Below are 14,845 nucleotides of genomic sequence, written 5' to 3'. Positions count from 1 at the left end.
ACGCGGAAAGAACTGAAATGCAGGATAACTTGGATAAGATCGTGATAGTAGGGGCCGGAACCGCTGGTGTGAATGCGGCATCAGCGCTGCGTCAGCAGGGCTTTGAGGGGCAGGTCGTGATATTGGGGGCTGAATCCGTTGCCCCCTACCAAAGGCCGCCCCTGTCGAAGGCTTTTCTTGCAAAAGATAAGCCGCCCGCAGCGACGCTATTGAAGCCTGGGGCGTTTTTTCCAACGAACGGTATCACCTTGGAAATGGGTCAAGGAGTGGTAGCGATAGATCGGACTGCCAAGGCCGTCCTGACAAAAGCGGGCGTTCATTATCCCTATGACGAACTTATTCTTGCGACCGGGTCCAGCGCACGGCGCCTGCGCTGTCCCGGTGCAGGTCTGAGCAATGTTTGCTATCTGCGTAATTTGTCTGACGCCACGCGCCTGCACAAATCGCTACGTAGCGCAAAATCGGTGGCTATCCTTGGCGGCGGCGTGATCGGGCTGGAAGTTGCCTCCGCTGCGGTTGCACTAGACAAGCAGGTCACGGTAATCGAATCCGCTGGACGTGTGATGGCGCGGGTCGCCACACCTTCGGCCACCAATGTTATCACAAGGCAGCTTAAGGCCGCTGGCATCCGGTTTGCTCTGAACGCCAGATTGGCCCGGATAGATGGCGTTGACGGGCAGGCGCGGACCTGCATTCTGGAAAGCGGTGAAGCAGTGGCGGCAGATCTGGTCGTCGTCGGCATCGGAGCCTTGCCGAACCAAGGTTTGGCCGTCCACGCTGGGTTGCTTTGCGACAATGGAATCATAGTCGATGAGGCCATGCGCAGTTCGGATCCCGACATCTACGCAATCGGCGACTGTGCCGCAGCCGAAAACTCCTATTATGGCGGTCGGATACGCATTGAGACAATCCACAATGCTATGGTTCAGGCTCAGATCGCAGCAAGCAGCATCTGTGGCGTTCGCATTCCCGACGCTGCGCCACCACGGTTCTGGTCCGATCTATTGGGGATGAAGCTTCAGGGGTTGGGCGGGCTCACGCGTTACGACAAGCTGGTTGCGTTCAATGGGAAAAACGGGGTTGAGACGGAAGTGCATGCCTTTGCGGGGGACCGGCTTGTCGCGACCGAAACAATCAACTTGTCCAAACGGCAAAGTGAACTTTCTAAACTTATCCACCCTGCCGAATAGCTTGCAGTGGTGATTGTCGGCGGAACGACGGCATTCAATCAGATGCTCTAACTACGGTGAAACTAAAGCAGAAGAAATGGAAGATACATGACAGACGTTGTAATTCTTGATGGCGCACGCACCGCCATTGGTACTTTCGGGGGTAGCCTTGCAGGAACCTCGCCAATCGAACTGGGAACAATTGTAGCCAAAGCGGCGCTAGAACGTTCAGGTTTAAAGGCTGATCAAATCGGCCAGGTGGTGTTTGGTCACGTCATTAATACCGAGCCACGGGATATGTACTTGTCGCGCGTGGTCGCAATGCAGGCTGGTGTGCCGGCAAGCGCCCCCGCAATGAATGTCAACAGGTTGTGCGGATCCGGCGCTCAGGCGATTGTTTCGGCCGCGCAGTCGTTGATGTTGGGCGACGCCGATTTCGCCCTTGCAGGCGGCGCTGAATGTATGAGCCGCTCCCCCCATATCATTCCGCAGGCGCGGTGGGGACAGAAAATGGGTGATATCACCGCGGTGGACATGATGTTAGGCGCGCTGACGTGCCCTTTTGGATCCGGGCATATGGGTGTTACGGCCGAAAACGTGGCGACTGAGCTGCAAATTACACGGGCTGACCAAGACGCCTTTGCGCTGACCAGCCAAGCCCGCGCGGCAAGAGCGATTGGTGATGGTAGCTTTAAGCGAGAAATCACGGCAGTTGAATTGAAAACCCGCAAAGGCACTGCTGTGTTTGACACAGATGAACACCCTAAGGCGACGACTGCGGAGGCGCTGGCCGGGCTGAAGCCCGTGTTCCGCAAGGGCGGCAGCGTGACAGCAGGAAATGCCAGCGGGATTAACGATGGTGCTGCCGCGATGGTTCTAGCACGGGCTGACGCAGCAAAAAAAGCTGGTCTGCAGCCGCGGGCGCGCATTTTGGGTTACTCGATTGCCGGAGTGGACCCCGAAGTTATGGGGATCGGCCCAATTCCGGCCGTACAGGCGCTATGCGCACGCACCGGGCTGAACATCGCTGATTTCGACGTGATAGAATCAAACGAGGCGTTCGCTGCGCAGGCCCTGGCTGTGAATAAAGTGCTTGGTTTGAATCCGGAAAAGGTAAATCCGAACGGCGGAGCAATCGCGCTTGGCCATCCGATTAGCGCCACTGGAGCGATCCTGACTCTGAAAGCCCTCAATGCCCTTGACAGTTTTGGTGGAACGAAGGCTCTGATCACAATGTGTATTGGGGGCGGTCAGGGGATCGCGATTGCAATAGAAAAACTGGGGGATTGAAGTCCTATAGTCTGCCCTGAAATCGCAAGAGTTATGAATTGTTGGGCACCAGTACATAAATGCTGGTGCGCACATCGGTGCTGGCGGAAGGAAAATGGTAGGGTAAAAGGGTTCGGTGGTCCTGAAATGCTTCTGTCTGTGGAGCGCGAAAGATCTTATTTGAGTATTGGGCGGGACCCTTTCGTAGTTTTATTGCGCCTAAATCTTTGGCTCCTCTGTTTTGATTGTTTTCGCGACTACGGGGCAGCGGGAACAGCCTGCGACCGTCAGAACTGCGTCTATCGGCGGGCACCCGGCGCGTGACTTGTGATCCGCATCCGGTTTGCGGCTGACCCGGTCTAGAGTTGAGCGAAACTCCTCCCACGGCCCCAACGCGTCAATTTCGACCAGCGGGTCTTTATTCACGTGCCGCTTTGCATAACAGTCAGAAAGATCAGCAGGTCCCGTCTGTGCCATCAATGCATCTCCCACTGCCTGGTCACTGTCCCATCATATCGGAGCGCCAAGGCCGGGGCAATTTTTGGAGGTGCCCTTTTGAGGGTCCGTTGGGGTCAGACCAACAGAAAGTGGAATAGGCCCTTTGCGACTGGCTTTCCCTCATCTTCCAGCCAGGCAATGGTTTCGACGCTTGCCATTCGCCGACCTTTACGCGAGACCGTGGCGCGTGTGTTCAACGTTCCCGGCAGCCCGGGTCGAAGATAGTCAACGGTCAGATTGATCGGTTTTGGTGGGGGTGATTCTAGATCGTCCAACACGGTCAATGAGGCAATTATTTCCATAAAACTGGCAATTATCCCGCCATGATATGTATCAAGTACGGGGTTGCCTATGTGTCGCTGTTCGAATGGCATACGTGCCACAAAATGCGTGTCGTTGGCTTCAGTTACTGAAAAACCCAAGTGACGGAAGAACGGCACACGATCACATCGCGCCTGTATGTCGCTGAGCTTCATCCGCCTGGGCCTCCTGTATTCATTTTATCCAACAAACTGCCCTTTCCGCGTGTCAGGGCAAAGGTCGCCGATCCTCGGGCGACCTCTTCGCAATCAGCGGTGTCAAACCAAATTTTTCCGGTTCCGAATGCGATGTGTCGGGTCTGCCGGTAGCAATCGGCAAACACAATGACGTCGGCACGCGAACTTGCCGGGCGCAGATAATCGACACGCAGATCGAGGGTTGCCATTGTCTGGACGTCGTCGATCGCCAGAAAGTTGGCTAGCCCAAAGGCGCTGTCGAGCAGGGCCGTCAGGACACCGCCGTGCAACATTGTGCCTTCTTCATCCAAACAGAAATCTGGGTTGAATGGCATCCGTATTTCAACGCCTTGCCGGTCGGCGCGTTCGATCTTTAAGTCCATCTCGGCGATCAGGCCCTTGGCCCTCGAATTCCAGACGCTTGCGATCATCGCAAACCGTTCTGCATCTTTGGTATCACTCATTGCAGCATGCCCTATTTCCCCGAATATGTCGGCTGACGCTTTTCCAGGAAAGCCGACAGTGCTTCGTGATGGTCACCGGTTTGGTGCATGAGTGCCTGATAGGCGGCAGCGGTGTTCAGAAAATCAGGCAGATCCATGCGCTCGGCATTACGCAACAACCTTTTGGCGGTGCGCACCGTGCGCGGCGGCTTGGCGGCAATGACGGCGGCTTTTGCGCGCGCCCTGGCCATCAGATCGTTGTGGGGCACAACCTCTAGCACCATATCAAGGTCCAGCGCTTCGGCCGCGTCTATCATCCGCGCCGAAAACGTCAGTTCGGCTGCCATCTGATAGCCCAGCCGACGGATCAGAAACCAACTGCCCGCATCGCCGGGGATAATCCCCAGGTTGAGGAAGACTTCACCGAACTTTGCCTTCTCCGAGGCGATCCGCATGTCGCACATCATGGTCAGGTCACACCCGGCACCGACCGCCGCGCCGTTCACAGCAGCGATTGTCGGAACATCCAGATTATAAAGCGCGATCGGGATACGCTGAATTCCATTGATATAGCTCTCCGCGACGTCAAGAGGCGGTAGACCAAATTGATCGGTTTTGTTGTGCATGGCCTTAATGTCGCCACCGGCGCAAAAGGCGGACCCCGCCCCGGTCAGGACCATCACGCTGACATCCGGGTTGCGCTGCACCTGATCAAAGACGTCCAGCATAGCCTCGATCATGTTATTGCCGGTGATCGGGTTGCGCCGGTCGGGGTCGTTCAGGGTGACCGTTGCAATACGGTCTTTAATGTCTAGCAGGACGATCGGATCGGTCATCTGCGTTCCTTTTCAGTGTGGGGTGGGGCAGTTATTCTTTGCCGTCGCCGCGTTTTCTTTGTTCAAACAGTTCAGGGTTGATCATATCGCGGGCGTCGTGGCCCAGGTGAAGCGTTTCACCGCCATCGACGTAAACATCCTCGCCAGTGATGAAGCCACCCAACCTGGAGGCAAGATAGATGATCATGCCCGATATATCTTCGGCTGTGCCCATCCTGTTCAGGACCGAGCGGTTCAGCATTTGCCACTGCTCGGACGTAATCGGATAGCGGCCAAGGGCGTCGGTCTTGATTGTGCCGGGAGCGACACAGTTCAGCCGGATGCCATATTCGCCCCATTCGGCTGCCAGCGTTTTCATCATGCCGGTGACACCGGCACGCGCCGCAACGGTGTGGGTAAATCCGGTTAGTGCCGTGCGTGCGGAAATCGCTGTGACGAACACCACCGACCCGCCGCGTTCAAACATGAAATGATCGGCCGCCGCACGCGTCATCTGCCACGAACCGATGAGGTTGTTGCGGATCACCGCCTCGAACCCTTTGTTGGTAATGTCACGTGCTGCGGCGATATATTGGCCGCCCGCATTGTTGACCAGGACGTCCAGCTGTCCGTAGTGGTCCTTGATCTTCAGCATGGCGGCTTCGATGGTGTCCTCGTCGCGGGTGTCGCCGGGCACGACAAAGGCGTCGCCGCCACGCGCGCGGATCATTTCGGCGGTTTCTTCCAATGGTTCCGACCGGCGTGCGAACAGGGCCAATCGCGCCCCGCAACCGGCCATTTCCAGCGCGGTTGCCCGCCCCATGCCAGAGCCCGATCCGGTGACAAGCGCCACCTGACCGGCCATCAGGTCGGGCGCATAACGTGGGTGTGTCTGTGAAATCATGTTGCTAGCCCGTCAGTTTTTCAGAAGTTCGCCAGAGATGATCAGCTTGCGCACTTCCTGCGTGCCTGCACCGACCTCGAGAACGCGGCCAGTGCGGTAGAGCCGGTTCACCTCGGTGTCGCGCATATAGCCCGCGCCACCGTGAATTTGCACCGCCCTGTCCAGCACAAACGATGTCGCCGCAGCGGCTTTAAAAACCGCAGCGGCGGTCAATTTGTGAATCTCGCCGCGCCCACCTGCGCCCTCTTCGAGACCCTCGCACATTGCCGCAGTACGAAAGGACAGCGTCCGGGCGACCTCTATTTCTGTGTACATGTCGGCCAACATCCCCTGAACCATCTGGAAACTGGCGATTGGCTTTCCAAATTGCTGCCGCGTCTTGGCATAGTCGATGGATATCTCCAGAGCGCGACGGGCGATACCCATTGCGTTGAAACAGACGATTGCGCGCTCTAGATCAAGCCCGCTCATGGTGATGGCAACGCCTGTATCGGGCAGGCCCACCATATTTTCCACGGGGACACGGCACTCATCAAAAACCAACTCGCCGGTAGGCGAGCCGCGAAAGCCCATTTTGTTCAGCTTTTGAGCGACTTTGAAGCCGGGTGTCCCCGCTTCAACGATGAACGCAGAAATCCCCTTGGCACCTTTTTCTGGCGAGGTTTTGGCGTAAACAAGAACGATGTCTGCGATCGGACCGTTGGTGATATAGATTTTGGTGCCGTTCAGGACGTAGTCGCCGCCATCCTTGCGGGCGGTGGTGCGCATCGAGCCTAGGGCGTCCGACCCGGCACCCGGTTCGGTCAGCCCCAATGCACCAATCAGTTTGCCTTCACATAGCCCCGGCAAGAATTTGCGCCGCAGTTCATCATTGGCGTTACGATAAATGTTGTTGACGCACAGATTGTCATGCGCGACCTGGCTAAGGCCGATCGCGGCGTTTGCACGAGACAGCTCTTCGGTGATGACACAAGCCGATGTAAAATCGAGCCCGGCACCGCCGTATTCGGGCGAAACATTTAAGCCAAGATACCCCATCTCCCCCAGCTTCGGGAAAACCGATGCGGGCAGGTCGTCAGTGTCATCCATTTCTGCGTTCAGGTGGTGGAATTCAGACTGGAAAAATCGGTAGGCCTGATCAGCAAGGGCCTGTTGGTCGGTGGTGACAAAGTGGCTGGGTGCGTTGTCGCGCAGATGCGTGGTCATGTTCTTGCTCCTATCCGCGCAAAAGTTCTTCGGCGATGATGATCTTACGCACCTCGCTCGTGCCGGCACCGATCTCCAACAGCTTGTTGGCGCGGTACAGGCGGTTGATCTCAGTGTCTTGCATATAGCCGGACCCACCATGGATGTGGCAGGCTGCTGTGACAGACCGGTTGAAGGCTTCGGCGGCATAAAGGCAGGCAGCGGCAGTCAGCTTGTGAATTTCACCGCGCCCGCCCGCGCCTCTTGGCAAGCCAACACAGGCGGCCAGCGCGCGATAGCTCATGGCGCGCGCGCTTTCGACATCGACATAAATTTCGGCCAGTTTGGACTGCATCATCTGGAACTGTGAAATTGGCTTGCCGAACTGCTCACGCAGCTGCGAGTATTCCAGTGCCAGTTCCAATGCCCGTTCGGCCATACCCACGCACATTGACGCAACCATGGCGCGCTCTAGGTCCAGCCCACTCATTACCACTGAAACGCCAGTGTTTTCCGCCCCGATCATATTACCGGCGGGCACGCGGCAATCCTGGAAAACAAGCTCGCCAGTGGGAGAGCCACGAAAGCCCATTTTGTCGAGTTTCTGCGCCACCGTGAAGCCGGGTGTAGCCGTTTCGACAATAAAGGCGGAAATGCCCTTGGCACCTTTGGATTTGTCGGTCTTGGCATAAACGAGGACGATATCTGCGATCGGTCCATTGGTGATATAGATTTTGGTGCCGTTCAGCACATAGTCGTCGCCGTCGCGCACCGCAGTCGTCGCCATAGACCCCAGTGCGTCCGACCCGGCACCCGGCTCTGTCAGCCCAAGCGCTCCGACCAGTGTGCCGTTGCACAGGCCGGGAACGTATTGTTCGATCTGGCCTTGCGACCCGTTGCGCAGAAGGTTGTTCAGACACAGATTGTCATGCGCCCCGTGTGACAGACCCACGGCCGGGTTCCATTTCGACAAGATTTCCGACACCAGGGCCTGAGTGAACTCATCCTGGCCGCTGCCGCCGAGTTCAACCGGTGCCGTAATCCCCAGCAGGCCCAGCTCTCCCATTTTTGAAAATAAATCTTCTGGCCACCATTCCTCGGCATCCATCTTTTCCTGTAACGGATGCAGGATTTCACGCGCCACACGATCGACATGGTCGATGATGGCGCGCTGTTCGTCGTTCAGGGCGTAATTGGCTTTGATCGCGGCGATATCTTCAATCGACGGTCCAGTGTGAGCGTTCATTTTCGTCCTTCCGGAATGGACCCGTTGTCTGGCCATCAAGGAAAATCAAACATATGTTAGAAAAAAGATCAAGGGCCGACGTTACGCCAAGCCGCAACGTCGGCAGAGTATCTTTGCCAATGTTGAAGCTTTCATGAACGATCTACGTTTCCGGTCGGGTTAGCTCTTGCAATTCGATTGCCCCTGGATCGGCGCGTAATGACGATTCCAGAACGTGCCGCTGGATTTTACCGCTGGTTGACCTTGGAAAATCCTCAAAGGCAATAAAGTGAATTTCGCGGGGTAACTTGTAGGTCGCGAGCGAGGCGCGGCAGGCGGCCATTAGCGTGTCCTGGGTTGCAGTGTCGCCAGAGCGTGAGACAAAAGCCACCGGCGCTTCGCCCCAGCGATCGTCAGGCACCCGGACTACGGCTGCGTCGGTGACGTTGGGATCGGCCATCAGCACGCGTTCGATCTCGGCGGGGTAGACGTTCTCGCCGCCGGTCTTGATGAGATATTTCGCCCGGTCAGCGAAACCCAGTGTTCCGTCTGCATTGCGTCGGAACACGTCGCCCAAGTGGAACCAACCATCGCGAAACGCCTCGGTATTGGTGGCGTCGGCATTCCAATAGCCGGAAAACAACGTCGGCCCGCGCATCAACAGCTCTCCGGGGGTGCCGACAGGCACGTCCTGGTCGGTTTCGTCCACCAGACGTATTTCACAAAATGCGCTAATTTGCTTGGACAGGGTTTGAGGCGTTACGCCAATCGGGATTGTAGAGCGCGTGGCGGGTGGCAACCCGGTTTCGGTAGAGCCAAAACTGTTCAGATAAGGCGCATTCAATAACGTGGTAATCTCGGAGATCTGATGCGGCGGAACTAGATCTGCCATGGCACCGCAGACTCGAATACCTATGGGTGTAATTCCTTTTTCTTTAAAATGGGCGATGAATGATTCGATCATGCCGGGGATCAGAACCAGCCAGCCAATGCGATGCGTTTCAATGGACCTGCATATAGCATCCGGATCATAGCCGTCGATCATAAATACGGTGCCACCGCGCAAAAGCGTGGACAGAGCGTGATCGGTCGAGGCCATATGAAACATTGGCGCCCAAGCGACAAATGCGTCCGTTGGGGCAAGGCCTAGTTCGGCGGCAAAGACTGACGCGCGGGCAATCATCGCTCGATGGCTTAGGACTGCCCCCTTGGGCAGGCCAGTGGTGCCGCTGGTATACAGAATGACCAGCCCGTTTTCGGGGTCTTGTGGGACCGGGGTGAAATGGGGGGCCTGCGTCAGGGCGTCCTCGTATTCGCGGCCCAAGGTCAGTGTCGGGATATTCGGGGTCTGGTCGAGCAATTCTTGCAGATCGAGTTCGGTAATAATCAGGCGCGGGGAAACCAGAGTTACGCAATGGCGCAATTCCGCGGCCAGAAGCCGCCAGTTCAGGCAAGCGACGATCAAGCCCGTGGCGGCGGCGGCCAGTTGGACCTCGACATATTCGCGTCGGTTGCGTGACAATACTGCGATTCGCTCTCCGGTGTTCAGGCCGAGTCCCGCTAAGTGCCCGGCCAGCTGGTCGACACGACAAAGCAAAGCGGCATAAGTCGTCCGTTCGTCAGAGTCCTCGATTGCGATGGCATCTGGTAAAGCTGACCCACGATTGCGGAAAAGCTGGTAAACATCCGTCCGTGATGCGCTTTGAGGTGCATGCCCGAGGGATGACGCTACGGTGCCGCTGCTCAACCGGTTCAGAGGGTCCTTGCACATAGCTTTTCTCCACCTATTGCAATTATTCTAACATGTGTTAGATAAATTCCAATACCGTTTCCGTCCTATACGTACGAGAAACTGATTTTGATCAGGGGAGGCTTCAATGTCCACCAAGGCTTATGTAACCGGGGTCGGAATGGTCCCCTTTCAGAAACCCGGCGCGTCGGAAAGCTATGACGTGATGGCGGCAAAGGCCACCCGCAGCGCGCTGCAGGATGCCGGATTGTCCTACGACCTGATCCAGCAGGCCTATGTCGGCTATGTTTATGGTGACAGCACCTGTGGTCAGCGGGCCTTGTATCAAGTGGGCATGACCGGCATTCCCATTCTGAACGTCAACAACAACTGCTCCACAGGGTCATCAGCGCTTTTTCTGGCGCGTCAGGCCGTTGAAAGTGGGGCGGTCGAGTGCGTCCTGGCCTTAGGATTTGAGCAGATGAAGCCTGGCGCGATCGGGTCGGTGTTCGAGGATCGGGTAAGCCCATTCCAATCGTTTGACGACGAAACCGACGATCTGGTTGGCAGTCCTGAGATCCCGCTGGCGCTGCGGTATTTCGGCGGTGCCGGCAAGGCGCATATGGACGAGTTTGGCACCACCCTGGAAACATTCGCCAAGATCCGCGCCAAGTCTAGTCGGCACGCCTCAAAAAACCCGGTCGCCCTGTTTCGCACTGAGGTAACCGCCGAAGAGGTTCTGGCCGCCAAAGTGGTTTGGCCCGGTGTCATGACTCGGTTGATGGCTTGCCCGCCGACCTGCGGCGCGGCGGCGGCAATTATCTGTTCAAAGGCGTTTGCCGACAAACACGGGCTGGATTCCTCTGTCCGGATTGCGGCACAGGCGATGACCACCGACGGGCCGGAAACCTTCAATGCCCACGATATGCGCGAGGTTGTTGGCGCCAGCATGGCTAAAAAGGCCGCCAATCAGGTCTATGAGGCCGCAGGCATCGGCCCCGATGACATCAACGTCGTCGAGCTGCACGACTGTTTTGCCCATAATGAGTTGATCACCTACGAGGCGCTTGGCCTTTGCGGTCGTGGCGAGGCCGGAAAGTTCGTTGATGATGGCGACAATACCTATGGCGGCAAATATGTAACCAATCCGTCGGGCGGACTTTTGTCTAAAGGGCACCCGTTGGGGGCCACGGGTCTCGCGCAATGCACCGAGCTGGTGCAGCAATTGCGCGGCACGGCCGATGCCCGGCAGGTTTCGGGGGCGCGGCTGGCGCTTCAACATAATCTGGGCCTAGGGGGCGCTTGTGTTGTGACGCTGTACGAGGCGGTATGAGGGCGGCGCATTTGCACGGACGCTGTGGTTGGGGAGGACAGACATGACAGCTAGGCTTGACGGGCGCGTCGCGCTGGTATCCGGATCTGGACGCGGCATTGGCCGCGAGATCGCTTTGAAATTGGCCTCCGAAGGTGCGCGGATCGTGGTCAACGATCTGGATGCGGATCCGGCGGCGCAAACCGCTGAAATGATCCGTGACATGGGCGGTGAGGCCGCGATCTGCGCCGGGTCGGTGACCGAAGATGGCTTTGCCCAACGGTTCGTTGATACCGGCGTTAATGCCTTCGGCGGGCTGGACATAATCGTTAACAACGCGGGCTATACTTGGGACAGCGTAGTCCAGAAAATGACGGATGAGCAATGGCATGCCATCATAGATGTTCATCTGACAGCACCCTTTCAGATTCTTAGAGCCGCCGCGCCAGTGTTCCGCGACAAGGCCCGCGCCGAAGCTGAAGCGGGGCAGGAAGTGTTTCGCAAGGTTGTGAATATTTCGTCCATCGCCGGAACCGGCGGCAATGCGGGGCAGATCAACTATTCTGCTGCCAAGGCCGGCATCATCGGACTGACCAGAACGATGGCAAAAGAGTGGGGCCGATACAAGGTCAACGTCAATGCCGTGGCCTTTGGCCCGATCCGCACGCGCCTGACCGAAGGCAGCGCCAAGGGGGACAGCACGATCAAGGTTGAAGGCAAGGACATCCGCGTCGGTGTCAGCCCCGATCTGTTAAGCCAGATGGAAACGTCTATTCCACTGGGCCGTGTCGGCACACCCGAGGAAGCCGCAGGGGCTGTCTATCTGTTTTGTGCGCCGGAATCGAACTTCATTTCCGGGCAATATGTGATCTGCGGCGGGGGTTTTGTAATCTAAATAGCCGCCGCTGTTGAATGACCAAGGAGAGTGTGTGCGTGTCACAAGGACCGTTGAAAAACATTAGTATCATCGAACTTGGTCATGTGATCGCCGGACCGCTGGCGGCGACTTTGTTGGCCGATTTCGGTGCCGAGGTGATCAAGGTTGAAAACCCGCGCGGCGGTGACATGATGCGCGATCTCGGCCCCAAGGCGCAGGATGACGGGCTGGGTGTGTGGTGGAAAACACTGGCGCGCAACAAACGCATTTTGGCGCTTAACTGGAAGACCCCTGAAGGACGCGCAATTCTGCGCCGCATGGTCGAAGTCAGTGATGTTTTAGTTGAGAATTTCCGGCCCGGCGTGCTGGAACGCGCTGATATCGGACCCGACGTGTTGCACAGATGGAACCCGGATCTGATCATCCTGCGTATTTCGGGCTATGGGCAGGAAGGCCCGATGAAAAAGACGCCGGCCTTTGGTCGCGCAGCCGAAGCCATGAGCGGATTGGCACATCTGACGGGATACCCCAACGGGCCGCCGATGCATCCAGGGTTTCCGGCGGCGGATTCGACCACCGGGCTGATGGGCGCACTGGGTGTCATGCTGGCGCTGCACGCGCGTGGCAATGGAACCGCAAAAGGGCAGGTCATCGACCTCGCGGTGTTCGAGGGGCTGTTGCGGCTGATCGACTATCACGTGCCGGCGCTGACAGGCGCGGCCGTGTCGCCGCTGCGCAACGGTCTTCGCCAACCGATGGACTTTGCCCCCGGCGGTATGTTCCGCACCAGCGACGGTGTCTGGGTCACGGTATCCGCAGGCGGGGCAGAAACCGCTCGGCGTCTGTTGCGCACGGCGGCCGGGGATGCATTTGCCGACGATCCGCGCTTTGCCACAATGGCCGGGATCAGCGCCAATATGGCCGAGGTTTTTGACGCGCTTCAGAAGTTCATTGGGGCGCGTGATTTTGACACTGTGCAGGCCGAGTTTACAAAAAACGACGCGGTTGCTGCGAGGGTTTTGAGCGTCGAGGATATTGTGAACCATCCGCAGATCGCCCATCGCGGCGACATCGTGGATGTAGCGGGAGAACAGACACGGGTGGTCGGCGCGGTGCCGCACCTGTCAGACACGCCGGGAAGCGTACGCTGGCTTGGCCGGGCCGAGGCCGCCGACAGCCACGCAGTGTTGCGCGATCTGGGTTTGAACGAACAAGAAATCGCGGCGCTGGCCTCGTCAGGGGTGGTGGGCATGCCGCAAGAATCCGAGGAAAAAGAATGACTTATCGGTATACTGAGGCGCAGCAGGAAATCCGCGACACCGTTTTGCGTATCTGTGCCGATTTCGATGATGAATACTGGCTGGAAAAAGACCGCAATGGGGGCTTCCCCCACGACTTACACAAGGCTTTGGCGGATGGCGGCTGGCTGGGTATCGCAATGCCGGAAGAGGTCGGCGGTGCCGGACTGGGCATAACCGAGGCGGCAATCATGATGCAGGCCATCGCGGAATCGGGCGGTGGTGCCAGCGGTGCGTCGGCCATCCACATGAACATTTTCGGGCTCAATCCAGTGGTAAAATTCGGCACCCCGGAGCAAAAACAGCGGATGCTGGTGCCGCTTCTGAAGGGGCGCGAAAAGGCCTGTTTTGCGGTAACCGAACCGACGACGGGGCTGGATACAACAAAGCTCAAGACACGGGCAATCCGACAGGGCGACCGTTATGTGGTGCATGGCCAGAAGGTCTGGATTTCAACCGCGCAGGTGGCTCACAAGATGCTGTTGTTGGCCCGCACCACGCCGCTGGAAGAGGTGACAAAGCCCACCGAGGGGTTGACCCTGTTTTACACGACGCTGGACCGGACCTTTGTGGACGTGCGCGAGATCGAAAAAATGGGCCGCAAAGCGGTAGATTCCAATGAGGTGTTCATCGACGGGCTGCCTGTTCCAGCCGAGGATATGATCGGCAAAGAAGGCCAAGGGTTCCGCCAGATCCTACACGGTCTGAATCCCGAACGCATACTGGTGGCGGCGGAATGCGTCGGCATTGCGCGAAACGCGATCAAACGGGCGTCGGAATATGCAAAGGAACGCTATGTCTTCGGCCGTCCGATCGGGCAGAATCAGGGCATCCAGCATCCGCTTGCCAAAGCCTGGGCCAGGGTCGAATCCGCTAATCTGATGGTGATGCATGCCGCGGCTCTGTATGATGCGGGCGAGCCATGTGGTGTCGAGGCGAATGCTGCAAAGCTGCTGGCAGCGGAAGCCGCAGTGGAGGCGACGCAGACTGCGCAGATGACGTTTGGCGGTTTTGGATACGCCAAGGAATATCATGTTGAGCGGCTGGTCCGCGAGGCGTTGTTGTTCCACATCGTACCGGTGACGCCGCATATGCTGATGTCGTTCATTGCCGAAAAGGCGCTTGGGCTGCCAAAATCCTACTGAAAGGGGCCACTATGAAAGATGTATTGCGCACCACCGGCTTCTATTTCGATGAAGTCGAGATTGGTGCCCGCTTCGAAACCCGCAGCCGGACAGTGACCGAGGCTGACCTTGTTGGGTTCTGTAACCTGATGTGGATGACGGAATCATTGTTCACCGATACTGAGCATGCCCGCGACGGCGCTGCGGCGCATGGGCGGGTGGTGCCTGGTGTGATGGTTTACGCAATGGCCGAGGGGCTGCTGACGCACACGATGGAGGGCACGGGTCTGGCGTTTCTTCATGCTGATTTCAGTGTGAAGGGGCCTACTTTTGTCGGTGATACAATCCACGTTGAAGTCGAAATTATCGAGGCCCGTCTAACATCTAGGCCGGGACGTGGTCTGGTGCGCAGCCGAAACCGGGTGCTCAAGGCGGATGGCAGCGAATGTATTGTCTACGAGCCGCTTCGCATGCTGCGTCAGCTAAACGCAACTCAGTAA

The 14,845-nt window shown here is 57.6% G+C and carries 14 protein-coding genes and 1 pseudogene; 7 read left to right on the top strand and 8 right to left on the bottom strand.

All coding sequences use genetic code 11. The features are described from left to right. Positions 1-17: 17 nt before the first annotated feature. On the top strand, positions 18-1,190 hold the full coding sequence (locus SULPSESMR1_RS22885; protein WP_089423377.1) for an NAD(P)/FAD-dependent oxidoreductase: 1,173 nt from the start codon (positions 18-20) through the stop codon (positions 1,188-1,190). An 87-nt stretch (positions 1,191-1,277) separates the two neighbouring features. Beyond that, positions 1,278-2,459: an acetyl-CoA C-acyltransferase family protein gene (locus tag SULPSESMR1_RS22880; RefSeq protein WP_089423376.1), complete on the top strand. Its 1,182-nt coding sequence runs from the start codon at positions 1,278-1,280 to the stop codon at positions 2,457-2,459. 267 nt (positions 2,460-2,726) lie between these two features. Here the strand turns inward: SULPSESMR1_RS22880 and SULPSESMR1_RS25645 are convergent. The 8 genes and pseudogenes from SULPSESMR1_RS25645 to SULPSESMR1_RS22845 form a co-directional block, all read right to left on the bottom strand. After that, a pseudogene (locus SULPSESMR1_RS25645) lies at positions 2,727-2,915 on the bottom strand (IS5/IS1182 family transposase); the annotation flags it as partial. 95 nt (positions 2,916-3,010) lie between these two features. Next, the gene (locus SULPSESMR1_RS22875) at positions 3,011-3,412 is read right to left on the bottom strand and encodes a PaaI family thioesterase (RefSeq protein ID WP_089423375.1); all 402 of its coding nucleotides are present in this window, start codon (positions 3,410-3,412) and stop codon (positions 3,011-3,013) included. Beyond that, positions 3,409-3,864 carry a PaaI family thioesterase gene (locus SULPSESMR1_RS22870; protein ID WP_240311214.1) on the bottom strand — a complete coding sequence of 152 codons (456 nt, stop codon included), beginning with the start codon at positions 3,862-3,864 and terminating at the stop codon, positions 3,409-3,411. Before SULPSESMR1_RS22870 ends, SULPSESMR1_RS22875 begins: the two co-directional genes overlap by 4 nt. A gap of 44 nt (positions 3,865-3,908) precedes the next feature. Further along, positions 3,909-4,712 carry an enoyl-CoA hydratase-related protein gene (locus SULPSESMR1_RS22865; protein ID WP_089423373.1) on the bottom strand — a complete coding sequence of 268 codons (804 nt, stop codon included), beginning with the start codon at positions 4,710-4,712 and terminating at the stop codon, positions 3,909-3,911. A gap of 31 nt (positions 4,713-4,743) precedes the next feature. Continuing rightward, complete coding sequence (locus SULPSESMR1_RS22860; RefSeq protein WP_089423372.1) at positions 4,744-5,595, bottom strand: SDR family NAD(P)-dependent oxidoreductase; 852 nt, start codon at positions 5,593-5,595, stop codon at positions 4,744-4,746. A 12-nt stretch (positions 5,596-5,607) separates the two neighbouring features. After that, positions 5,608-6,801 (bottom strand): acyl-CoA dehydrogenase family protein, encoded by a 1,194-nt coding sequence (locus SULPSESMR1_RS22855; protein ID WP_089423371.1) that lies wholly within the window; start codon positions 6,799-6,801, stop codon positions 5,608-5,610. A 10-nt stretch (positions 6,802-6,811) separates the two neighbouring features. Next, positions 6,812-8,026, bottom strand: coding sequence for an acyl-CoA dehydrogenase family protein (locus SULPSESMR1_RS22850; RefSeq protein ID WP_089423370.1), 1,215 nt, complete (start codon positions 8,024-8,026; stop codon positions 6,812-6,814). A gap of 142 nt (positions 8,027-8,168) precedes the next feature. Further along, on the bottom strand, positions 8,169-9,776 hold the full coding sequence (locus tag SULPSESMR1_RS22845) for a class I adenylate-forming enzyme family protein (RefSeq protein ID WP_089423369.1): 1,608 nt from the start codon (positions 9,774-9,776) through the stop codon (positions 8,169-8,171). A gap of 106 nt (positions 9,777-9,882) precedes the next feature. Here SULPSESMR1_RS22845 and SULPSESMR1_RS22840 point away from each other — a divergent pair, with 106 nt between their 5' ends. From SULPSESMR1_RS22840 to SULPSESMR1_RS22820, 5 genes are read left to right on the top strand one after another with little or no spacing between them, the layout of a single operon-like run. Then, positions 9,883-11,067: a lipid-transfer protein gene (locus SULPSESMR1_RS22840; RefSeq protein ID WP_089423368.1), complete on the top strand. Its 1,185-nt coding sequence runs from the start codon at positions 9,883-9,885 to the stop codon at positions 11,065-11,067. Between the two features lie 43 nt (positions 11,068-11,110). After that, a complete protein-coding gene (locus tag SULPSESMR1_RS22835; protein WP_089423367.1) occupies positions 11,111-11,941 on the top strand; it encodes an SDR family NAD(P)-dependent oxidoreductase in 831 nt (276 codons plus the stop codon). Between the two features lie 38 nt (positions 11,942-11,979). Further along, a complete protein-coding gene (locus SULPSESMR1_RS22830) occupies positions 11,980-13,203 on the top strand; it encodes a CaiB/BaiF CoA transferase family protein (RefSeq protein WP_240311215.1) in 1,224 nt (407 codons plus the stop codon). Next, a complete protein-coding gene (locus SULPSESMR1_RS22825; protein WP_089423365.1) occupies positions 13,200-14,366 on the top strand; it encodes an acyl-CoA dehydrogenase family protein in 1,167 nt (388 codons plus the stop codon). Before SULPSESMR1_RS22830 ends, SULPSESMR1_RS22825 begins: the two co-directional genes overlap by 4 nt. A gap of 11 nt (positions 14,367-14,377) precedes the next feature. Beyond that, complete coding sequence (locus SULPSESMR1_RS22820; protein WP_089423364.1) at positions 14,378-14,845, top strand: MaoC family dehydratase; 468 nt, start codon at positions 14,378-14,380, stop codon at positions 14,843-14,845.

This window comes from Pseudosulfitobacter pseudonitzschiae (assembly GCF_002222635.1).
Classification (GTDB): Bacteria; Pseudomonadota; Alphaproteobacteria; order Rhodobacterales; family Rhodobacteraceae; genus Pseudosulfitobacter; species Pseudosulfitobacter pseudonitzschiae_A.
The sequence above is the reverse complement of the archived record's forward strand: the minus strand, read 5'-3'. Positions and strand labels throughout refer to the sequence as shown.